General features: G+C 71.0%; 17 protein-coding genes. 6 read left to right on the top strand and 11 right to left on the bottom strand.

The window, feature by feature from the left end:
- Positions 1 to 49 precede the first annotated feature (49 nt).
- Entirely contained in the window at positions 50 to 787 is a 738-nt protein-coding gene (locus ACZ6R6_RS00160; RefSeq protein ID WP_470088866.1) for a helix-turn-helix transcriptional regulator, read from the top strand.
- 136 nt (positions 788 to 923) lie between these two features.
- Here the strand turns inward: ACZ6R6_RS00160 and ACZ6R6_RS00155 are convergent, their stop codons facing one another.
- The 5 genes from ACZ6R6_RS00155 to dxr form a co-directional block, all read right to left on the bottom strand.
- On the bottom strand, positions 924 to 1,304 hold the full coding sequence (locus ACZ6R6_RS00155; RefSeq protein ID WP_470088864.1) for a hypothetical protein: 381 nt from the start codon (positions 1,302 to 1,304) through the stop codon (positions 924 to 926).
- 135 nt (positions 1,305 to 1,439) lie between these two features.
- Positions 1,440 to 2,282 carry a GNAT family N-acetyltransferase gene (locus ACZ6R6_RS00150; RefSeq protein ID WP_470089496.1) on the bottom strand — a complete coding sequence of 281 codons (843 nt, stop codon included), beginning with the start codon at positions 2,280 to 2,282 and terminating at the stop codon, positions 1,440 to 1,442.
- A 56-nt stretch (positions 2,283 to 2,338) separates the two neighbouring features.
- On the bottom strand, positions 2,339 to 3,943 hold the full coding sequence (locus ACZ6R6_RS00145; RefSeq protein ID WP_470088862.1) for an alpha/beta hydrolase: 1,605 nt from the start codon (positions 3,941 to 3,943) through the stop codon (positions 2,339 to 2,341).
- A 432-nt stretch (positions 3,944 to 4,375) separates the two neighbouring features.
- A complete protein-coding gene (gene ispG / locus ACZ6R6_RS00140; protein WP_470088860.1) occupies positions 4,376 to 5,545 on the bottom strand; it encodes a flavodoxin-dependent (E)-4-hydroxy-3-methylbut-2-enyl-diphosphate synthase in 1,170 nt (389 codons plus the stop codon).
- Between the two features lie 34 nt (positions 5,546 to 5,579).
- The gene (gene dxr / locus ACZ6R6_RS00135; protein ID WP_470088858.1) at positions 5,580 to 6,764 is read right to left on the bottom strand and encodes a 1-deoxy-D-xylulose-5-phosphate reductoisomerase; all 1,185 of its coding nucleotides are present in this window, start codon (positions 6,762 to 6,764) and stop codon (positions 5,580 to 5,582) included.
- 184 nt (positions 6,765 to 6,948) lie between these two features.
- Here dxr and ACZ6R6_RS00130 point away from each other — a divergent pair, with 184 nt between their 5' ends.
- Entirely contained in the window at positions 6,949 to 7,977 is a 1,029-nt protein-coding gene (locus ACZ6R6_RS00130) for a trypsin-like serine peptidase (protein WP_470088856.1), read from the top strand.
- Between the two features lie 53 nt (positions 7,978 to 8,030).
- Positions 8,031 to 9,041 carry a trypsin-like serine peptidase gene (locus ACZ6R6_RS00125; RefSeq protein WP_470088855.1) on the top strand — a complete coding sequence of 337 codons (1,011 nt, stop codon included), beginning with the start codon at positions 8,031 to 8,033 and terminating at the stop codon, positions 9,039 to 9,041.
- A gap of 141 nt (positions 9,042 to 9,182) precedes the next feature.
- On the opposite strand, the gene ACZ6R6_RS00120 is transcribed toward ACZ6R6_RS00125, so the two are convergent.
- Positions 9,183 to 10,610, bottom strand: coding sequence for an aldehyde dehydrogenase family protein (locus tag ACZ6R6_RS00120; RefSeq protein ID WP_470088853.1), 1,428 nt, complete (start codon positions 10,608 to 10,610; stop codon positions 9,183 to 9,185).
- Between the two features lie 217 nt (positions 10,611 to 10,827).
- Between ACZ6R6_RS00120 and ACZ6R6_RS00115 the strand changes: the two genes are divergently transcribed.
- Positions 10,828 to 11,454: a TetR/AcrR family transcriptional regulator gene (locus tag ACZ6R6_RS00115; protein ID WP_470088851.1), complete on the top strand. Its 627-nt coding sequence runs from the start codon at positions 10,828 to 10,830 to the stop codon at positions 11,452 to 11,454.
- 60 nt (positions 11,455 to 11,514) lie between these two features.
- Here the strand turns inward: ACZ6R6_RS00115 and ACZ6R6_RS00110 are convergent, their stop codons facing one another.
- Positions 11,515 to 12,978 (bottom strand): PucR family transcriptional regulator, encoded by a 1,464-nt coding sequence (locus ACZ6R6_RS00110; protein ID WP_470088849.1) that lies wholly within the window; start codon positions 12,976 to 12,978, stop codon positions 11,515 to 11,517.
- A gap of 91 nt (positions 12,979 to 13,069) precedes the next feature.
- Here ACZ6R6_RS00110 and gabT point away from each other — a divergent pair, with 91 nt between their 5' ends.
- Together gabT and ACZ6R6_RS00100 are read left to right on the top strand one after the other, a co-directional pair.
- Positions 13,070 to 14,422, top strand: a complete 1,353-nt coding sequence (gene gabT, locus ACZ6R6_RS00105; protein WP_470088847.1) for a 4-aminobutyrate--2-oxoglutarate transaminase — start codon at positions 13,070 to 13,072, stop codon at positions 14,420 to 14,422.
- Positions 14,423 to 14,601: 179 nt separating this feature from the next.
- Positions 14,602 to 14,847, top strand: coding sequence for a hypothetical protein (locus ACZ6R6_RS00100; protein WP_306856726.1), 246 nt, complete (start codon positions 14,602 to 14,604; stop codon positions 14,845 to 14,847).
- A 184-nt stretch (positions 14,848 to 15,031) separates the two neighbouring features.
- Here ACZ6R6_RS00100 and ACZ6R6_RS00095 read toward each other — a convergent pair whose 3' ends face one another.
- From ACZ6R6_RS00095 to ACZ6R6_RS00080, 4 genes are read right to left on the bottom strand one after another with little or no spacing between them, the layout of a single operon-like run.
- Complete coding sequence (locus ACZ6R6_RS00095; RefSeq protein ID WP_470088845.1) at positions 15,032 to 16,747, bottom strand: ABC transporter family substrate-binding protein; 1,716 nt, start codon at positions 16,745 to 16,747, stop codon at positions 15,032 to 15,034.
- Between the two features lie 21 nt (positions 16,748 to 16,768).
- Positions 16,769 to 18,829 (bottom strand): dipeptide ABC transporter ATP-binding protein, encoded by a 2,061-nt coding sequence (locus ACZ6R6_RS00090; protein ID WP_470088843.1) that lies wholly within the window; start codon positions 18,827 to 18,829, stop codon positions 16,769 to 16,771.
- Positions 18,826 to 19,665: an ABC transporter permease gene (locus tag ACZ6R6_RS00085; protein ID WP_470088841.1), complete on the bottom strand. Its 840-nt coding sequence runs from the start codon at positions 19,663 to 19,665 to the stop codon at positions 18,826 to 18,828. Before ACZ6R6_RS00085 ends, ACZ6R6_RS00090 begins: the two co-directional genes overlap by 4 nt.
- Complete coding sequence (locus tag ACZ6R6_RS00080; RefSeq protein ID WP_470088840.1) at positions 19,666 to 20,643, bottom strand: ABC transporter permease; 978 nt, start codon at positions 20,641 to 20,643, stop codon at positions 19,666 to 19,668.
- Between the last annotated feature and the right edge of the window lie 315 nt (positions 20,644 to 20,958).

Genomic DNA, 20,958 nt, shown 5'->3' with positions numbered 1-20,958 from the left:
TCCGATAAAATGACAGATAATGTCGAAAATCCGCCATTCTCCGCGTGCGATGACGGGCCTCCGCCCCCTGCCCGCCGGTGCCGGAGTCGACGCTCACTGGCACGACGAGAACCAGATCGTCTACGCCGGCCGCGGCGTGCTGGCGGTCACCACCGACGCGGGCAGCTGGATCGCCCCTGCCAGCCGGGCGATCTGGATCCCGGCCGGAACCGTCCACGAGCATCGCGCCTACGGCGACATCGACCTCCACCTGGTGGGACTGCCGGTGCAGGACAACCCGCTGCGCCTGGACCGGCCCGCGGTCATCGGCGTCGGCCCGCTGCTGCGCGAGCTGATCATCGCCTACACCGAGCGGCCCGCCGATCTCACCGCCGAACGCCGCCGCCTACGGGCCGTCCTGCTCGACCAGCTCCGCCACTGCGCCCAGCAGCCCGTCCACGTGCCCGCCGCCAGGGACCCGCGGCTGGCCGCGGTGTGCGCCATCCTCCGCGACGACCCGGCCGACAACCGGACCCTGGCGCGGCTCGGCTCCGCGGCCGGCGTCAGCGGCCGCACCCTGACCCGGCTCTGCCGAGCCGAACTCGGCATGAGCTTCCCGCAGTGGCGCACCCAGCTGCGCCTGTACCACGCCCTGCGTCTGCTGGCCGAGGACACCCCGGTCACAACCGTCGCGCGCCGATGCGGCTGGGCGTCCAGCAGCGCCTTCATCGACGTCTTCCGCCGGGCCTTCGGCCACACCCCCGGCGCCCACCGCGCCGCGGCGTCCCCCGGGCCGACGGTCCGCTGACGATCGCGTCGCCCCGGCGGGCGTCGGCCACGCACCACGCGCGGGCACGGCCCGGCAGGAGGTTCCGGCCTGCGCCGTCAGCCGCCTCCCGTGGAGCACGTTCCGCCACCCGCGGAGCACGTTCCGGGACGAGCTGTCACGCGCGATCGAGCGTGGAGCTCCGGGACGCGCGGCCGCGACGGGGGAAGAACACGATGAAACATCCGGCCAGACATCCGGCGGCGCCGGCGACGAGGAGCCACGCGCCCGAGTACTGGGAGTCGTACTCCTCCTGGTCGGCGTCGGCGAACCCCGCGTACCGGTCGGCCTCCCCGGTCAGCTCCTCATACCGCCCGGGATCGGTCTCCTTGACGGTCTCCGCCTCGCCGAGCAGTCCGGCCGCCTTCCGCAGGTGCCCGTCGATCCGTTCCTGCGTGGCGCCCGCCCGCAGGAACACCGACACGCTCAGCCCCGCCACGAGCAGGGCCACGACCAGCAATCCCGTTCCGAACCACGACTTCCGCTGCGCCACCTTCATGAGAAGGGACCGTAATCCGGTGGCCGGGCCGACCGCATCCGTCACCGGGGTGATCCGGTGTCCCCTGTCCGGGTGACCCGTGACCAGGCGCCTTCTGCCGGACAACGGTCGCGCGTACGCTCCGGGCGCCGGCGCTCAGAAGAGCACCGACATGAAGGTGCCGACCTCCCTGAACCCCGCCTTGCGGTAGGCCGCCCTGGCCGGGGCGTTGTAGTCGTTGACGTACAGCGAGACCACCGGCGCGAAGCAGTCGAGCGCGTGCTTGACCACCGAGGCCATCCCCGCCGCCGCGTGCCCGCGGCCGCGCAGGTCGGGGTGGACCCAGACGCCCTGGATCTGGCAGGCCAGCGGCGTGACCGCGCCGATCTCGGCCTTGAAGACGACCCGGCCGTGCTCGATCCGGGCGTAGGACCGGCCGATCCGGATCAGCTCGGCGACCCGGGAGCGGTAGAGGGCACCGCCGTCCCCCGCCTCCGGGGAGATGCCCACCTCCTCGGTGAACATCGCCACGCAGGCGGGGAGCAGGATCTCGAACTCCTCCGGCCGCACCCGCCTGACCAGGGGGTCGATCGGGACCGGGGACGGCGTGGTGGCCGCCATCACCGGCTGGGCCCAGCGGACCGCGCGGGCGGCGCCCCAGTGGGGCTCCAGCCGCTCCCACAGCGGAGCGACGGCGTCGGCGGGGCCGACGATCGAGGAACAGCGGCGCCCCTGCCTACGGGCGCGGTCAGCGAAGGCGTGCACGGCGTCCGTGCCGGCGTTCACCGGGACCAGGTTGGCACCGGCATAGCAGAGAGAGGTCAGACCGCCGCGCGGCCCGAACCCCCACATCTGACCGCCGAGCCTGGCCGGATTGAGCCCGACGGCACGGACCCTGGAGGCGACGAAGACGTTGACGACGGGGTCGGCGTCCAGAAGGGCCAGCACCTCGTCACGATCGTTGTCGTCGAGCACGCGCGACGCCGTTGTGCGCAGCATCACGCGATCAGCCTACGCGACCCCTTCGATTTTGGCAGGAACCAACCTAGAGCCAGTCATCTCCGCCTACTCAAATCAACCCTCGCCGCCATACGGGCGGTGGGCGCGGGCTCGGCGACCCCCGTGCAGCGGGCGTCCGGCCCGGTCGCGGCGCGCTCGTCCGGACCCGGCAGGCTGCCGTCCTTGAGGTAGGCCGCCAGGTAGCGGTCCGCGCAGCGGTTTCCGCTGAGCACGACACCGTGGTTGCCGCCGGGCACGGTCACCAGCCGGGAGCCGCCGAGCAGCTTGCGCATCTGCAGGGCCCCCGGATAGGGCGTCGCGGCGTCACGCTCGGCCTGGACGAGCAGGACCGGCGGCAGGTCGCGGCTGTCCTGGATCTTCAACGGGGTGCCGCCCCGCTCGGACCAGAACGCGCACGGCGCGTTGTACCAGGCGTTCGGCCAGGTGAGGAAGGGCGTGGTGGCGTGCAGCCGGGACATGTCGCTCCGCCACCGGCTCCACTCACGCGGCCACGCGGCGTCACGGCACTGTATCCCCAGGTAGACGGCGTAGCCGTTCTCCGCCTTGGCGTCGTTCTTCACGTGCCGCTGGTAGGCGGCGAGCATGGGCGCCGTGTCGCCCTTCTTGACGTAGGCGGAGAACGCCCTGGCGAGCTGCGGCCAGGCCGCGTCGGAGTAGCCGCCGACGGTGTAGATGTCGTCGAGCTCGCTCGGGCCCACCACCCCGCCGGCCGGGCGGGTGCGCAGCCGCTCCCGCATGGCGTACCAGGCGAAGGAGACCGACTTGCCGGTGCCGCCGAGCTTGTAGACGTCGTTGTGACGGGCGGTCCACTTCAGGAAGTCCTGGTGCCGCCGGTCGAAGGCGACGTCCTGGGTGAGGTTGGCGGCGTACCAGACCCCACGGGGATCCACGACGCTGTCCAGGACGAGCCGCTTGACCCGGTCGGGGAAGAGCGTGGCGTAGACCGCGCCGAGGTAGCTGCCGTAGGAGTAGCCCAGGAAGCTGATCTCGGACTCGTCCAGGGCCTCCCGGATGGCGTCCATGTCCCGGGCGGAGTTCGCGGTGGTCATGTGGGGCAGCAGCCAGCCCCACCGGTTGCCGCACGCCTCGGCGTACTGCTTGGCCCGGCCGATCAGCGCGTTCTCCTCCCGCTCGGTGCGGGGCACGTGGTCGGGGCGGGGGGCGGCGTAGTATTTCGCGGGGTCCACGCATCGGAGCGCCGGCTCGCTGTCCCCCACCCCCCGAGGATCGAAGCCGATCACGTCGAACCGGTCGGCCAGGTTGTCGGGGAGCCGGGCGGCGACGTATTTGGCCAGGTCGCGGCCGGAGGCTCCGGGGCCCCCGGGGTTGACCAGCAGCACGCCCAGGTGGTTGTGGTCCCGCGAGGTCTTCCCCTTGATCCTGTTCAGGGCCAGGCTGATGGTCTGGTACGGGTTGGCGTAGTCGAGCGGCACCCTGAGGTTGGCGCACTCCACCTCGCCCTCCCTCGCCCTGGACCTGGCCGGGGCGGTGAGCACGCCGTCGAGCGGCACGGTCTTGGGGGCCTCGGCACAGGGCCCCCAGACCAGCTCCTCCCGCCTCTGCGCCACCGCCCCCTCCGGAACCCCGAGGGTGGCGGCCAGCATCCCGATGGTCGCGACGATCCCGACGACCCTTTTCACAGAGACTCCCCCTACTCATAAGGCAGAGGCGATGGTCTCCCAGGTGATGGCACCGTCATCGGTAACACACCCGGATCATTACCACTCTGTAGTCAAGCGATTGCTATGTGTAATCAGTGTGGGCAGGGGCGGGGCGGCTCCGTCACCGCGCGTCCACGGGAGACCCATGGGTCCCGCGCGGCCACGCACAGCAGGTGGCCGGCGGACGTGAGCGGAGAGCCGTGCAGAGGTGTACGGCTGTGCAAAGGTGTACGGCGGTGTACGGCTGTGCAGAGGTGCACGGCGCGGCCGCCCGGCGGCGCGCAGCTCGTTCGGCACAGCCGGGCGGCACAACTCGTTCGGCACAGCTCGTGCGGCACAGCCGGGCGGCGGCCTTCGGGCATCTGGCGGCGCGCACGGCCATCCGGGCGGCGCACGGCCGCCCGGCGGGTGCTAGCGGACGATGACCTCGGGCCCGGAGGCGTCCTCGTCGTCGAGGTCGACCTCCACGCCCATCTCCTCGGCCAGGCGCAGGGCCTCCTCGATGAGGGTCTCCACGATCTGGGACTCGGGGACGGTCTTGATGACCTCTCCCTTGACGAAGATCTGGCCCTTGCCGTTGCCGGAGGCGACACCGAGATCGGCCTCGCGGGCCTCGCCGGGGCCGTTGACGACGCACCCCATCACCGCGACGCGGAGCGGGACCTTCAGCCCCTCAAGACCCGCCTGGACCTGCTCGGCCAGGGTGTAGACGTCGACCTGGGCGCGGCCGCAGGACGGGCAGGAGACGATCTCCAGGCCGCGCTCGCGCAGGTTCAGCGACTCCAGGATGCCGATGCCGACCTTGATCTCCTCGACCGGCGGGGCCGACAGCGACACGCGGATGGTGTCGCCGATGCCCTCGGACAGCAGCGCGCCGAACGCGACGGCGGACTTGATCGTGCCCTGGAACGCCGGGCCCGCCTCGGTGACCCCGAGGTGGAGCGGGTAGTCGCACCGGGCGGCCAGCTGGCGGTAGGCCTGGACCATCACGACCGGGTCGTTGTGCTTGACCGAGATCTTGATGTCGCGGAAGCCGTGCTCCTCGAAGAGCGAGCACTCCCACAGGGCCGACTCCACCAGCGCCTCAGGGGTCGCCTTGCCGTATTTCTGCAGCAGGCGGGGGTCGAGCGAGCCGGCGTTGACGCCGATCCTGATGGGCACCCCGTGGTCGGCGGCGGCGCGGGCGATCTCGCCGACCTTGTCGTCGAACTTCTTGATGTTGCCGGGGTTGACCCGGACGGCGGCGCAGCCCGCCTCGATCGCGGCGAAGACGTATTTCGGCTGGAAGTGGATGTCGGCGATCACCGGGATCTGGGACTTCTTCGCGATGATCGGCAGCGCGTCGGCGTCGTCCTGGGAGGGCACGGCCACCCGGACGATCTGACAGCCCGAGGCGGTCAGCGCGGCGATCTGCTGGAGCGTGGCGTTGATGTCAGCGGTGACCGTGGTGGTCATCGACTGGACGGAGACCGGCGCGTCCCCGCCCACCGGCACGGAGCCGACCATGATCTGACGGGATTTGCGTCGCTCGGCGATCGGCCTGGTCCTTACGGAAGGGATCCCGAGAGCAACAGAAGTCATTTTCAGCCCTTGTGAAGTCGACGACTTCCCCAGTCTAGGCAGTCGCGGTGAGCTCCCGAGCCCGCGCCCGCGCCCATTCGTCGGCATCGAGCACTTCTGCGACGGAATCTGCTCCTGTCACGGTGTGCTCGGAGACCACCGCGGTCACGGTGTCGACGATGCCGAGGAAGGGCAGCCTCCCGGCCAGGAATGCCTCGACGCACACCTCGTTGGCGGCGTTGTATACGGCGGGGGCCGTGCCGCCGGCGGAGCCGACGTGGCGGGCCAGCGCGACGGAGGGGAAGGCGTCGTCGTCGAGGGGGTCGAAAGTCCAGGTGTGGGCCCTGGTCCAGTCGACGGCGGGGGCGGCTCCGGCGACCCGCTCCGGCCAGCCGAGGGCCAGGGCGATGGGCAGCCTCATGTCGGGCGGGCTGGCCTGGGCGATGACCGAGCCGTCCACGAACTCGACCATGGAGTGGACGACCGACTGGGGGTGAACCACGACGGTGATCCTGTCGAAGCCGATGTCGAACAGCAGATGGGCCTCGATGACCTCCAGGCCCTTGTTGACGAGTGTGGCGGAATTCACCGTGATGACGGGCCCCATCGACCAGGTCGGGTGGGCCAGGGCCTGCTCGGGGGTCACCTCCGCGAGCTCCGCGCGCGACCTGCCGCGGAAGGGCCCGCCGCTCGCGGTGACGATCAGGTTGCGCACGGCCGACGCGTCGGGGCCGGCGGGGCCGGCGGCCCACAGGCACTGGGCGAGCGCGGCGTGCTCGGAGTCGACGGGGATGAGCTGTCCGGGCTTGGCCAGGCGCTTGACCAGCGGCCCGCCGATGATCAGCGATTCCTTGTTGGCCAGGGCGAGCGTCCTGCCCGCCTCCAACGCGGCCAGCGTCGAGGTCAGCCCGAGCGCGCCGGTGATGCCGTTGAGCACCGTGTCGGACGGCCAGGCGGCGGCCTCGGCGACCCCCTCGGACCCGGCGAGCACCTGGGCGCCCACCCCGTGCGCGGCCAGGGCCTCGCGCAGCCGCGGCGCGGCCGAGGGGTCGGCCACGGCCACCACGTCGGGCCGGAACTCGGCCGCCTGACGGGCCAGCAGGTCGATCCGGCCGCCGCCGGCGGCGAGCGCCGCCACCCGGAACCGGCCGGGGTTGCGGGCGATGACGTCGAGGGACTGGGTCCCGATGGAGCCGGTCGAGCCGAGCAGGGCAACGGAGCGGGTGGTGTCTGGCTGCACCGCCCCATTCTCCCGGCTGCCGCTCACCTGTCGAACCGGGATCGGAATCTGTGATGCGTGAAACGCAGGGGGAAATGCAGTTCTTACGTCGGAATTTCGCCATATCAATAGTCGTAAATATTGAGAAATGCGGCCATGCAGCGCACTAGCTTCCCCACTCAGCGTCAGGTCTCGGGAGGTACAAATGCGCCGCACGGCACGCCTGATCCCCGTCATCGCCCTCACCGCGGGCGCCACCCTGCTCTCGGCGGCGGTCGCGCACAGCGCCGGCGCGCCGGCGGCCGGCCCCCGGCCCGCCGAAAGGGAGGCCGCCGACACCACGACCGAGCAGCGCACCGTCCGGCGTTACTGGACGGAGGCGAGAATGGAGGCGGCCCAGCCGCTCGACGCCTACGCTCCGAAGAAGGAAGGTCGCCGGCTCACCGCGGCGGCGATCGCGGCGCAGGCCGCGGCCGACCCCGTCTCGGTCCCCGCGACCGCGCCGGACGGCGACGCCGTCACCGCCGTCCGGGCCGCCGCCGCACGCGCCACCACCGGATCGCGGTGGACCCGCGGCGGCGCGGTCGCCAGGACCGCCGGCCGAGTGTTCTTCACCTATCAGGGCCGCAACGCCTCCTGCTCGGGCAACGCGGTGACCGGCGACAACAGGAGCACTGTGATCACCGCTGGGCACTGCGTGAAGCTGGGCGGGGCCTTCCACGGCAACTGGGTGTTCGTGCCGGGCTACGACGCCGGCGAGCGGCCGCACGGCACCTGGGTGGCGACCACGCTCTACACCACCCCGCAGTGGAACAACAGCGAGGACATCAACTACGACGTGGCCGCGGCCGTGGTGGCCCCGCTGGAGGGCCGGTCGCTGACCGACGCGGTCGGCGGGCAGGGCGTCTCCTTCAACCAGCCCAGGCGGCGGCAGATGCACTCCTTCGGGTACCCGGCGGCCGCCCCCTACGACGGGTCGAAGCTGGTCTACTGCAGCGGGCGGTCCTTCGACGACTTCCTGATGTCCCGCGACATCGGCCTCGGCTGCGACATGACCGGCGGGTCGAGCGGCGGCCCCTGGTTCACCGGCTTCGACGAGAGCACCGGCCTGGGCACGCTGAACTCGGTGAACAGTTTCAAGTACGGCTTCGCCGCCGGCTGGATGTTCGGCCCGTATTTCGGAACCGAGGCACAGGCCGTCTACGAGGCCGCGCAGGGCACCGGCACCCCCTGAGATTCACCGAAAGTAGTCACAACAGCACACCACGTAGTGCAAAATCGGGTCTCATGACCTCGAGCCTCCCCCTGCTTGCGGGCGCCGCGCTTGTCGCCGGCCTGATGGGCCTCCCCCAGGCCGGCGCGACGACCACCGAACACGGGCGGCGGGCCGTCGGCGCCGCCCACCCCCTCCCGGCAGCCGTGAAGGCCCCGCGCGCGGCCCCCGGCAGGGACGGCGTCGCCGAACACGTGACCCCACCCGGCCCGGCGGACCAGCGCCGGGTGCTCGACTACTGGACCCCCCGCCGGATGGCGGCCGCCGTCCCGCTCGGCCTGCTCGGGACGGTGACCGGCGTGTTCGGCGGGCCGGGCCTGCCGGACCACCAGCGTGCCGCCCGCACCACCGGGGCGCGCTGGAGCGCGGGCGGGTCGGTGACCCGCACCACCGGACGGGTCTTCCTCACCCTCGGCGGGCTCGACTTCGTCTGCTCGGCGAGCTCGGTCAGGAGCGCCAACAAGGACCTCGTGGTGACCGCCGGGCACTGTGTCAAGGACGGCACCGGCGCGTGGGCGGACAACTGGACCTTCGTGCCCGGTTACGACCGGGGCCGCCGGCCCTACGGGCAGTTCACCGCCCGGCGCATGTTCGTCGCGGGCCCGTGGTCGCGCAGCGCCGACGACAACCACGACATCGGCATGGTGGCGCTCAACCACAGCGGCGGCCGGCACCTGGGAGAGGTCGTCGGCGGCCAGGACATCGCCTTCGGCGCCGCCCGGGGCCGTCCGGCCCACGGCTTCGGCTTCCCCGCCGAGGCGCCCTACGACGGCGAGCACCTGGTCTACTGCGCCGGCCCGGTCCATGACGACCCGCACGGCCAGACCGGCGACCAGGGCATGCGCTGCGACATGACCGCCGGATCCAGCGGCGGCCCCTGGATGAGCGGCTTCGACGCCGCCACCGGCCGCGGCACGATCACCTCGGTGAGCAGCTTCAAATACAGCGACGACCGGAGCACCATGTACGGCCCCTACTTCGGCGACGTGGCCAGGGAGCTCTACACCACCGCCGAGAGGGCGTGACCACGGTGAGTGCCCATGCCCAGGTCATGAGCGAGGAGGGGGAGCTCGCGGCGGGCGACCACCGGAGCTCGGCACGGAGCCGGGATGGAATGGATACGGCCCGCACCCCGGGGCGACGGGGGGCGGGCCGTGGACGGGATGTCAGAGAGACAGGCCGGTGAGGACCATGACCTTCTCGTAGGTGAAGTCGGCCATGGCCGAGCGGACGCCCTCGCGGCCGACCCCGGAGTCCTTGACGCCGCCATAGGGCATCTGGTCGGCCCGGTAGGACGGGACGTCTCCGATGATCACGCCGCCGACCTCCAGCTCCCGGTTCGCGCGGAAGGCGACGTCCAGGCTGCGGGTGAAGATCCCGGCCTGCAGGCCGTACTTGGAGTCGTTGACCGCGGCGAACGCCTCGTCGACCCCGGACACCGTCTGGATGATCATCACGGGGCCGAAGACCTCCTCGCAGGAGACCTTGGCGTCGTGCGGCACGTCGGCCAGGACGGTCGGCGCGACGGTGGCGCCGTCGCGGGTGCCGCCGGTCAGCAGCCGGGCGCCGGCGGCGACGGCCTCCTTGACCCACTGCTCGACGCGCTCGGCGGCCTCGACGGAGACCAGCGGTCCGACCTGGGTCTTGTCGTCGGCCGGGTCGCCGGTGACCAGGGCCTCGACGGCGGGGATCAGCCTGGCCACGAAGTCCTCGCGCACCGACTCCTCGACGATCACCCGCTGGACCGCGATGCAGCTCTGCCCGGCCTGGTAGTTGGAGAACAGCGCCACCCGGGAGGCGGCCCAGTCGAGGTCGGCGTCGGCGAGCACGACGGCGGCGGCGTTGCCGCCGAGTTCGAGGGTGACGTGCTTGCGCGGCACCTGGTCCATGATCGCGTATCCGACGGGGCCGGAGCCGGTGAAGGAGACGATCGGCAGGCGCGGGTCGTCGACCAGGGCGGCGGCGCGGTCGTTGGGGACCGGGAGCACGGAGAACATGCCCTCGGGCAGCGCGGTCTCGGCCAGGATCTCGCCCAGCACCAGGGAGGAGATGGGCGTGGCCGGCGCCGGCTTGACGATGATCGGGGCGCCGACCGCGATGGCCGGGGCGACCTTGTGGGCCACCAGGTTGAGCGGGAAGTTGAACGGCGTGATCGCCAGGACCGGGCCGTGCGGGACGCGCGAGACGTAGGCGAGGCGGCCGGCGGAGGCGGCCTCGGTGTCCAGGCGCACCGCCTCGCCGCCGAGGCGGCGGGTCTCCTCGGCGGCGAACCGGAAGGTGGAGATCGCGCGGTTGACCTCGCCCCGGGCCCAGAAGATCGGCTTGCCGTTCTCCTCCATGATCAGCCGGGCGATCTCCTCGGCCCGCTCGGCCAGACGGCGCGAGACGTGGGCGAGGGCCTCGGCCCGCACGTGAACGGGGAGCGCGGCGGCCTGCTTCTGCACGGCCGCCGCCGCGGCGACGGCCTCCTCGACCTGGCCGGCGGTCGGCACGGAGCAGACGCCGACGACACGGCCGTCATGGGAGTTGGTCACGGTGAGCTCGGCGTCCCCCGTGGCGGGGCGGCCGGCGAGCCAGAAGGGGCGCACGTCCATGGCTCTGACGGTATGCCACCGATCCGGAGGTGGCGTTACTCCACTACGCACAAGACCCTTGCGCGGGCACGCCGTTACGCATAAAAATATCTCCCTCTCTGCCTGTAACGAAACTGGGGCAGATTACGGATATTCGTTATATGGCAGCGGTTTGAAGGATCGCCGCCCTGGCTAAGTCACCGAGTGCAACTCCCCGACAGCGGAAGGGCGTGGCCGCATGATCTCTCCGGCGCCGCGCGGACTGCAGGGCGCCTATCTGGTCGGCGAGCGGGCCACCCAGGACGAGCTCCGCGGCAAGCTGCTCGACGTGGCCAGCCAGCTCCTGGTCACCATCGGGCCCGAGAGCCTGTCGATGCGCCGCATCGCCACCGAGGCCGGATGCTCGACGACCGTCATCTACACGATGTTCGGCAGCAAGGAGGGCCTGGCCGAGGCGCTCTACCTGGAGGGTTTCGAGCGCTTCCGGCGGCGCCTGGAGGCGGTGCCCGCGCGCGGGAACGCGCTGGAGCACCTGACCGCGCTCGGCCCCGCCTACCGGGAGGCCGCGCTGGCCGAGCCCGGCTACTACGCCCTGATGTTCGAGCGGGCGATCCCCGGGTTCGTGCCGAGCGAGCGGGCCAGGACCCTGGCCCGGGCGGCGCTCAACGTCCTCGACCGGGTGATCGCCGACTGCATCTCGGCGGGATACATCATCCCGACCCAGCCCAGGAAGATCGCCGACGCCCTCTGGGCCGCCGCCCAGGGCGCCATCAGCCTGGAGCGCGCCGGGCACCTGCGTGACAGCCACACCTACGACGCGGTCACCTACGCCACCATCTCCCGCTACCTGGCCGGCGGGCGCTGACCCCGCCGCACCCGCTCGCCGCGTCCGCGCGCCTCCCGGGCCGCCGCTCTCCCATACCGCTCACTCCGTCATGGCCAGCGCCACCCAGAGTTCGGCGCGGGCCGCCGGGTCGTCGAGGTCGCGGCCGAGGAGTTCGGCGACGCGGCGCATGCGGTAGCGCAGGGTGTGCCGGTGCACGCCGAGCCGTTGCGCCGCCGCGTCCCAGTGGCCGTTGCACGCCAGGTAGGCGCGGAGGGACTCCAGCAGGTCGGCGCGCGAGCCGTACTCGCGCAGGGGGGCGAGCAACGCCGCGGAGAACGCCCCGGCCACCTCGGGGTCCAGCAGGGACAGCAGGCCCTGGCCCGCGAGGTCGGCGAAGCGCATGACCCGTCCGGCGACGCGGCGGGCCGCGGCGAGCGCCCGGTCGGCCTGGTCGAGTCCGGTGCTCAGCTCGTCGGGGCCGACCGGGGAGCCGATCCCGACCGGGCCGTGCTCCCGCAGCGCCGCGGCCGTCTCCTCGGCCCGGTCCGCCGCGACGACGACCACCACCCGCTCCTCGGCGGCCGCCGCGAACTCCTCGCCCGCGGCCTCCAGCACCGCCTCCTGGTCGCCGCCGGCGGCCAGCACCACCAGCGGCCCGCCGGGGAGCCCGCCCCCCAGCAGCTCCAGCGTCTCCTGACCGGCCCGCACCTGCCCGGCCAGCAGCAGCCGGAGCGCCGCGGAGCGGACCCGGCGCTCGGCCGCCAGATGCTCCCTGCCGTGCTCGATGGCGAGCGTCAGCAGGGAGCCCGCGGCGTTGATCACGGTGTGCGCGACCGGGCTGAACGGCCGGTCGAGTCCGACCGCGAAGAACCCCCTGACGCGACGGGCGCCGATCGGCTGGACGATGACGTGCTCGCCGGGCGTGGACAGCGCCAGGCTCGCGGGGGTGCCGCCGCCCGCGGGCCGCCGCAGGCGCTCCAGCTCGGGGCGGAGTCCGGCGATGCCGGCGGCGCCCTTGCCCGCCGCGTGCCGTACGGCCCCCGCCTCGTCGAGCAGGACGGCCCAGCCGCCGAGCTCGCGGGCCAGGCCGTCGATCACCGCGCGGGGGCCCTCGGGGCGGAGCGCGGCACGGGTGAGGCGGCCCTGGGTGGCGAAGGCGCGCCTGATCTCGTCGTACTGCTCGGCGGCGATCAGGTCGCTGACCACCTTGCCGATCGCGACGAACGGGGTGTCGCGCGGCACCTCGATCAGCGGCAGCCCGGCCCGCGTCGCCGCCTCGACCAGCCCGGCCGGGATCACCTCGTGTCCCAGCCCGACGCCGAACCCGAGCCCGGTGACCCCCTTGCCGACCAGCCGGTCGACGTACGGCCCGGCGTTGTCGGCGCCCAGGCGCATGCCCGTGGTGAGGACCAGCTCACCGCCCTCCAGGAACGGCGTCGGGTCCTCCAGTTCGCTGACCGCCACCCAGCGCACCGGCCGGTCGAGCGCGTCCTGCCCGGTGAGCACACCGAGTTTGAGCGGCAGGCGCCGCACGACGGTGCGCAGCGTGGGAGCCACAACCACCCCCGATTTGTACGTTACGGCCAGAGCACTCCTCGCAATTTTGCCATAGTGCATCATCCGTATACCGGCATGCGCGACATACCGTCGCAGTATGAGCACCGTCACCCAGGGCGGCCCCTCGCTTCCGCAGGAGCGCCGGGTCGTCACCGAGATTCCCGGCCCGAAGTCCCGCGAGCTGTTCGCGCGCAAGCAGGCCGCCGTTCCCCCGGGCATCGGCACCACGCTGCCGGTCTTCGTGACGCACGCCGGCGGCGGTGTCGTCGTCGACGCCGACGGCAACTCGCTGATCGACTTCGGCTCCGGCATCGCGGTGACCAGCGTCGGCAACGCCGCGCCGCGCGTGGTCGAGCGGGTGCAGAAGCAGGTCGCGGACTTCACCCACACCTGCTTCATGGTCACGCCGTACGAGTCCTACGTCCAGGTCTGCGAGAAGCTCAACGAGCTCACGCCCGGTGACCACGCGAAGCGCACCTTCCTGCTCAACAGCGGCGCCGAGGCCGTGGAGAACGCGGTCAAGGTCGCCCGCCACGCCACGGGGCGCCAGGCGGTCGTCGTGTTCGACCACGGCTACCACGGCCGGACCCTGCTGACGATGTCGCTGACCGCCAAGAACATGCCGTACAAGCACAGGTTCGGCCCGTTCGCCCCCGAGGTCTACCGGGTGCCGCTGGCCTATCCCTTCCGCTGGCCCACCGGCCCGGACAACTGCGCGGAGGAGGCGGCGGCCCAGGCGATCGACCAGATCACCAAGCAGATCGGCGCGGAGAACGTGGCGGCCGTGGTGATCGAGCCGATCGCCGGCGAGGGCGGCTTCATCGAGCCGGCCAAGGGCTTCCTGCCGAAGATCGTGGAGTTCTGCCGCGAGAACGGCATCGTGTTCATCGCCGACGAGGTCCAGACGGGCTTCTCCCGCACCGGTGACCTGTTCGCCTGCGAGGACGAGGGCATCGTCCCGGACATCATCGTCACCGCCAAGGGCATCGCGGGCGGCCTGCCGCTGGCGGCCGTCACCGGCCGCGCCGAGCTGCTCGACAAGGTCCACGTCGGCGGGCTGGGCGGCACCTACGGCGGCAACCCGCTCGCCTGCGAGGCGGCGCTGGGCGTGCTGGAGACCATCGAGGCCGACGACCTGACCGGCAGGGCCCGCCACATCGGCGAGGTCATGCTCCCCCGGCTGCGCGCCATCGCCGAGGAGAACCCGGCGGTCGGTGACGTGCGCGGCCGCGGCGCCATGATCGCCATCGAGCTGGTCGTCCCCGGCACCAAGGACCCGCACCCCACCGCGGCGGGCGAGATCGCCAAGAGGTGCCACGCCGAGGGTCTGCTCGTGCTGACCGCGGGCACCTACGGCAACGTTCTGCGCTTCCTGCCGCCGCTGGTCATGCCCGACCACCTGCTGGAAGAGGGATTGGCGATTCTGGAGAAGGCCATCAACGAGGTCTGACGGTTTAGACCATCTCAAAAGGGGCACCCGGCTTGATGCCGGGTGCCCCTTTTGCTGCTGTACGACCCCTAGGTAGAGAGTGATTTAACCACTGCTTGACACCCACCAAAGCGATCACGGGTCGTGGCGGCGTTATAACGGTTCCGATATGACACTGCGCGATCAAGACGGGAGGCGCAATGAACTGGGGACCGAGTAGGACGGCGCAGAACACGCTGACGTTCGACCCTGAGGGCCTGACCCGCACCCAGCGCGAAGGTGACGCCTGCGTGGCCTGCCACAAGAAATGGCCCCGGCCGCGGATCAGGATCGGCCGCCTGCCCGACGACGGAGCCCTGTTCGCCTGCCCGGAATGCGCGGACGCGCTGATGCAGGACCTCCAGGAGAACGTCTACCCGCTGCCCCGCCGCGTGGCCTTCTCCTGAGCCTCCAGGCCCGCTCCCGGCCCTCCTGGAGACCCGGAGAGCACCCGGACCCTCCCGGCCCTCCTGAGCGTCCGGGCCCCGCTCCCGGGCCACGCCCGGAGAGGCCGAGAGCAGAGAGCCAGAACAGAAAAGGAAGGTGCCCTCCCCCGCCGGAGCGGAGAAGGGCACCGGGACGTGCCTGCGGCTACTTGGTGTAGCCGATCGTCGCCCAGCTCTTGTCGGCGTACCCGAAGGCACCGTAGTTCGCCAGGGTCTTCTTGGTGGCGTAGATGTCGGGGCGCTGGTACATCGGGATGGTGTGGACCAGGTCCCAGATCAGCTTGTCGGCCTGGTTGCCCAGTTCGATCGCCTTCTGGGGGTCCATCTCGCCGGCGGCCTGGTCGATCAGCTTGTCCAGCTCCGGCGTGCCGACGCGCGGGAAGTTGCTGCCGAAGTTGTCGGCGCTCACCGGCGACTTGTAGATCTGCGGCAGGGCGCCGTTCGGGAACGGCGTGCCCAGCCAGGAGAACGGGACGATGTCGAAGTTGCCGGGGATGATGAAGTCGTCGAAGAACTTGTCGTCCGGCACCGGCTCGACGGTGACCTTGATGCCGATCTCCTTCAGCATCGCCTGGGTCAGCTCACCCTCCTGCTTGGATGTGGTCAGGGAGGCCGGGACGGTGAAGCGGAGCGCGAACTCCTTGCCGTCCTTCTTGCGGTACTCACCCTCCTGCTTCCAGCCCGCGGCGTCCAGGAGCTGCTTGGCCTTCTCCGGGTTGTACTTGCCGAGCTCGCCGGAGTTGTCCACGTAACCCTTGTGGGTGTTCATGTACAGGTGGTTGTTGAGCGTCTGGATCGGCCAGTCCATGTCCTTGAGGTCGGACGCGGCGATCGTCTCGCGGTTGATGCCGAGCTGGACGGCCTGGCGGACCGACTTGTCCTTGAGGAATTCGCTGGAGCCGTTGATGGTGAAGTGGCGCCAGTTCGGGGCCGCGGCCTTGCGGATGTCGACGTTCGGCACCCCCTTGGCCCGCTTGAGGTCGGCGGCGTTCGCCGGGATCTCGACCGCGTCGAGCTCGCCGTTGGCGAAGGCGTTCAGCTTGGCGGTGTCCTCGATGGCCCGGAAGATGACCTTGTCGAGCTTGGCCTTCTGGCCCCACCACTTGTCGTCGCGGACGAGGGTGGCGGTCTTGGTGGTCTGGTCGAGCGACTCGACCTTGAACGGGCCCGCGGTGACGGGGAGCTTGTCGACCCAGCCCTTGTTGAACGCCTCGGGCGTCTCGTTCGTCGAGGCGGGGTAGAGCGGGGAGAACATGCTCGGCCAGTCGGGGTAGTTCTTGGCGAAGGTCACCACCACGTCCTTGTCGGTGGCGCCCTTCTCCACCGACTCGACCCGGTCGTAGCCGTCGGTCGAGGAGACCTGGTACTTCTTGTTCTCGCCGTTCAGGGCCTTCCACTGGGCCTGGAAGTCCTTGTAGGTGATCGGCTTCCCGTCCGACCAGGTCGCCTTCTCGTTGATCTTGTAGGTGACGACCTGCTTGCCCCCGGTGAGCTCCATCTTCCACTCGGTGACGTAGTCGGGGTTGTTGGTGACCTCGGCCTTGTCGTTGGCGATGGCGACGAGCGGCAGGATCGGCTCGATCACGTCGTCGGTGCTGGCGTTGGTGCCGTTGACCTGGTTGTAGTTCCACTGGGTCTGCCACAGGCTGAGCGCGAGCTTCACCGATCCGCCCTCGGCGACCTGGTCGTAGGCGACCGGGTTGATGGTGCTTCCGGGGAGACCGGCGGCCTGCTGCTGGGCCTCCTTGGCGGCCTCGCTCGACCCTGCCTTCGGCTTGTCGGCGGCGCCGCCGCCGCCACAGGCGGTGAGAGCCATGGCCAGGAGCGCTGTCCCGGCGACGGCCTTGTAGCCAACCTTCACGTGTTCCTCCAACGGGATTCGTCAGCGACGCGAGGTCACGACGACCTCGGCCTCTTCGGGGTAGTGGCAGGCGGCGCCGTGGTCGGCGGCGGGCGCGAGCCGGACAACAGCGGGCTCTTCCTCCGCGCACCTGCGCGCCTCCTCGGCGCCCAGCCGGGCGCGCTTGGGGCAGCGGGTGCGGAAGCGGCAGCCCGACGGCGGGTCGGCCGGGCTGGGCAGGTCGCCTTCGAGCAGGATCCGCTCGCGGGAGCGCTCCAGCTCGGGGTCGGGCAGCGGGATGGCCGACAGCAGCGCCCGCGTGTAGGGGTGCGCGGGCCTGCCGTACACCTCCTCGACCGTGCCGATCTCGGCGATCTTGCCGAGATACATGACGGCGATCCGGTCCGCGAGGTGCCGGACCACCGACAGGTCGTGCGCGACGAACAGGTAGGACAGGCCGAGCCTGACCTTCAGGTCCTCCAACAGGTTGATCACACCTGCCTGGATGGACACGTCCAGCGCCGACACGGGCTCGTCGAGCACGATCAGCTTGGGCTCCAGGGCCAGGGCGCGGGCGATGCCGATGCGCTGGCGCTGGCCGCCGGAGAAGTGCTGCGGGTAGCGCTGGGCGTGGCTCGGGTCCAGGCCCACCAGGCTGAGCAGCTCGGCGATCCGGGCCTCGACGTCCTTGCGGCCGTGCGCGCGCAGCGGTTCGGCGAGGATGTCGCCGACCGGCATGCGCGGGTCGAGCGCGGCCATCGGGTCCTGGAAGACGATCTGCAGGTCCCGGCGGAGCGCCTTGCGCTCGGCCTTGGCCAGCCGGGCGCTGTCCTTGCCGAGCACGACGACCGTGCCGCCCTGCGGCGCCTCCAGCTGCATGATCTGCTGGAGCGTGGTGGTCTTGCCGCAGCCCGACTCACCGACCAGGGCCAGCGTCTCGCCCTCGGCGATGTCGAAGCTGATGCCGTCCACCGCGTGCACGGTGCCGACCCGGCGCTTGAACACCGCGCCCTTCATCAGCGGGTAGTGCCGGACCATGTCCTCGACCCGCAGCACGGTCTCCCGCTCGGCGCGCGGCCGGGGATCGGCCGCCTCGGCGGGGGCCTCGGGCACGGGATAGATCGTGGCGCCGTCGAGACCCTTGAGCTCGATCTCGTGCGAGCGGATGCAGGCCGACATGCGGGTGCCGGGGCCGATCCGCTCCAGGTCGGGCTCGGCCTCGTCGCACGCGGTGACCCGCATCGGGCAGCGCGGCGCGAACGGGCAGCCCGGCGGGAGCGCGGCGGGCGAGGGCGGGCTGCCCTCGATCGGGACCAGCCGCCCCTCCGGGCGGTCCATCCGCGGGATCGAGGCGAGCAGGCCCATCGTGTACGGCTGGCGCGGGCGGTAGTAGATCTCGTCCACGCCGCCCAGCTCGACCGGCTTGCCGGCGTACATCACCAGCACCCGGTCGGCGATGCCCGCGACGACCCCCAGGTCATGGGTGATCATCACGATGCCGGCGCCGGTCTCCCGCTGCGCGGTCTTGAGCACCTCCAGCACCTGGGCCTGGATGGTGACGTCGAGCGCGGTGGTCGGCTCGTCGCAGATCAGCACGTCGGGGTCGTTGGCGATGGCCATGGCGATCATCGCGCGCTGGCGCATGCCGCCGGAGAACTCGTGCGGGAACGCCTTGGCCCGCACGCCCGGGTGCGGGATGCCGACCAGGTCCAGCAGCTCGACGGCCCGCTTGGCCGCCTTGTCCTTGCCGACCTTCTGGTGGATCCGCACCGCCTCGGCGATCTGGTCGCCGATGGTGTAGACGGGGGTGAAGGCCGACAGCGGGTCCTGGAAGATCATGCCGATGGTCTTGCCGCGGAGTCGGATGAGCTCCTCCTCCGGCATGTCGAGCAGTTCCCTGCCGTGCAGCTTCACCGATCCGCTGACCTCGGCGCCGGCCGGCAGCAGGCCCATCACCGCCAGCGAGGTCACCGACTTGCCGGAGCCCGACTCGCCGACGATGCCGAGGACCTCGCCCCGGCTGAGCTCGTAGCTCACTCCGCGGACGGCCTTGATGCCGCCGCGGAAGGTGACGTTGAGGTCGTTCACCTCGAGGATCGTCATGAGTTGCTCCCCGGGTCGAGCGCGTCGCGCAGGCCGTCGCCGATGAGGTTGACACTGAGCACGAGCACCACGAGCAGGCCGGCCGGGAACATGAACAGCCAGGGATAGCCGGTGACCTTGCTGCTGCCGGCCGCGATCAGCGTGCCGAGCGAGACGTCGGGCGGCTGGATGCCGAACCCGAAGAACGACAGCGCCGCCTCGCCGATGACCGCCGCGCTGACGTTGAGCGTGGCGTCGATGATCAGCAGGGAGGAGAGGTTCGGCACGATGTGCCGCAGGATGATCTTCCAGCCGGGGATGCCCATGTAGCGGGCGGCCAGGATGTACTCCCGCTCCCGCAGGGAGAGCGTCATGCTCCGCACCACCCGGGAGGTGATCATCCAGGAGAAGGCGGCGAGCAGGACCACGAACCAGAGCCAGGAGCCGCCCTTGAGGCGCGGCGAGATGATCGCGATGATCAGGAAGCTGGGCAGCACGAGCAGCAGGTCCGCGCCCCACATCAGGGCCCGGTCCACCCACCCGCCGAAGTATCCGGCGGCGGCGCCGACCAGGGCGGCGGCGCCGGTGGCGAAGAGGGCCACGAGGAAGCCGATGATGATCGACTTCTGCATGCCGCGCAGGGTGACCGCGTAGACGTCCTGGCCGATCTGGGTGGTCCCCCACCAGTGGTCGGCCGAGGGCGGCTCGAGGAAGGCCAGGAAGTCCTTGTCGGTCCAGTCGTGGGGGCCGAAGAACGGGCCGGCGTAGGCGAGCACCAGGAGCAGCACCAGCGCGATGAGGCCGTAGCGGGCCTGCGGGTTGCGCATCAGGCGGGCGAGGACGACTTTCGACCGCATCTAGCTCACCCGGACCCGGGGGTCGAGGGCGGCCACGGCGAGGTCCGAGAGCAGGCCCGCCACCAGGACGCAGACAGCGGCGAACAGGCTCACCGCGGCGACCGAGTTGGTGTCGTTCTGCTGGATCGAGTCCACCAGCCAGGCTCCCATCCCGTGCCAGCCGAAGATCTTCTCGGTGAAGGTCGCGCCGGTCAGCAGGGTGCCGAAGGCGAAGGCGAAGTAGGTCGCGGCCGGGACCAGCGCGGTCCGCAGCGCGTGCTTGAACAGCGCCGCGCGGCGGCTGAGGCCCTTGGCCCGGGCGGTGCGGACGAAGTCCTGGCCCAGCACGTCCAGCATCATGTTGCGCTGGATCCGGCTGTAGAAGGCGATCTGCCCGAGGCTGAGGGAGATCGTCGGCAGGATCAGGTGGTTGAGCCGGTTGACGAACTGGTCCCAGCCGCTCAGCGCCGGGTTGTACTCACCGGTGTACTCCAGGAGCGTGAAGCCCAGGGTGTCGTTGAGACCGACCGCGGCGATCGTGAGCATCGTGGCGGTCACGAAGACCGGGATCGCCATGATGACGAAGGAGCTCACCCCGATGACCCGGTCGCTGAGCTTGTACTGCCTGACCGCGGCGAAGGCTCCCACGGCCACGCCGACACCCGAGCCGACGATCGTGCCGATGAGCAGCAGCCGCAAGCTGACGCCGACGCGCCGGCCCATCTCGTCGTTGACCGCCTTGCCCTGCCAGGTCTTGCCGAAGTCGCCTTGGACGATCCCGGAGACCCAGGTGACGTAACGCTCGAAGACCGGCGTCTTGTCGTTGAGGTTGTAGTCGTCCAGCGTCGCGTCGATGACTGACTCGGCCACCGGCGGCTGCCGGCCTTCGTACTTGGCCCTCGGTTCGAGGCTGGTGGCGGCGAGGAAATAGGCCATGCTCGCGGCGATCGCCACGAGCAGGACATTGCTGACCAGCCGCTTCAGCAGGTAGGCGCCCATCGTCCTCCCCTCGTGTATCGCCTGGGGCGCGATGGGCGGCGTGGGTCACCCGCGAGCAGCCATCACATTTACCCCGTTAACGCGCGTTTAATCCCGCTATGACTTTTTTAGACCGGGATGAGCGAAACGATACCTGCGGGCGGGCGACAGCCCCACCACCTGGGATAACGATCCGGATTCATGATGTCCGGATTCTGTAACCTATGTTCGGGTTCTGTGACAGATCACAGAGTGTGACGGCCACGCCGGCCCCCGAGAGGGGCCCGGCGTCGGCCGCCCGGCACGCCGAGGGGCGGCGGCCGGATCGATCGTGAC

It is taken from the genome of Streptosporangium sp. NPDC048886, from assembly GCF_055586905.1.
Note: the sequence above shows the minus strand (reverse complement) of the source record. Positions and strands in the feature narration are given on the sequence as shown.

Bases quoted from the DNA above. Each gene is read 5' to 3' on its own strand.
- ACZ6R6_RS00125 (WP_470088855.1), top strand. From the start codon at position 8,031: ATGACCTCGAGCCTCCCCCTGCTTGCGGGCGCCGCGCTTGTCGCCGGC.
- ACZ6R6_RS00080 (WP_470088840.1), bottom strand. From the start codon at position 20,643: ATGGGCGCCTACCTGCTGAAGCGGCTGGTCAGCAATGTCCTGCTCGTG.
- ACZ6R6_RS00090 (WP_470088843.1), bottom strand. From the start codon at position 18,829: ATGACGATCCTCGAGGTGAACGACCTCAACGTCACCTTCCGCGGCGGC.
- ACZ6R6_RS00150 (WP_470089496.1), bottom strand. From the start codon at position 2,282: ATGCTGCGCACAACGGCGTCGCGCGTGCTCGACGACAACGATCGTGAC.
- ACZ6R6_RS00155 (WP_470088864.1), bottom strand. From the start codon at position 1,304: ATGAAGGTGGCGCAGCGGAAGTCGTGGTTCGGAACGGGATTGCTGGTC.
- ACZ6R6_RS00100 (WP_306856726.1), top strand. From the start codon at position 14,602: ATGAACTGGGGACCGAGTAGGACGGCGCAGAACACGCTGACGTTCGAC.
- ACZ6R6_RS00120 (WP_470088853.1), bottom strand. From the start codon at position 10,610: ATGGACGTGCGCCCCTTCTGGCTCGCCGGCCGCCCCGCCACGGGGGAC.
- ACZ6R6_RS00115 (WP_470088851.1), top strand. From the start codon at position 10,828: ATGATCTCTCCGGCGCCGCGCGGACTGCAGGGCGCCTATCTGGTCGGC.
- ACZ6R6_RS00130 (WP_470088856.1), top strand. From the start codon at position 6,949: ATGCGCCGCACGGCACGCCTGATCCCCGTCATCGCCCTCACCGCGGGC.
- ispG (WP_470088860.1), bottom strand. From the start codon at position 5,545: ATGACTTCTGTTGCTCTCGGGATCCCTTCCGTAAGGACCAGGCCGATC.
- ACZ6R6_RS00160 (WP_470088866.1), top strand. From the start codon at position 50: ATGACGGGCCTCCGCCCCCTGCCCGCCGGTGCCGGAGTCGACGCTCAC.
- gabT (WP_470088847.1), top strand. From the start codon at position 13,070: ATGAGCACCGTCACCCAGGGCGGCCCCTCGCTTCCGCAGGAGCGCCGG.
- ACZ6R6_RS00085 (WP_470088841.1), bottom strand. From the start codon at position 19,665: ATGCGGTCGAAAGTCGTCCTCGCCCGCCTGATGCGCAACCCGCAGGCC.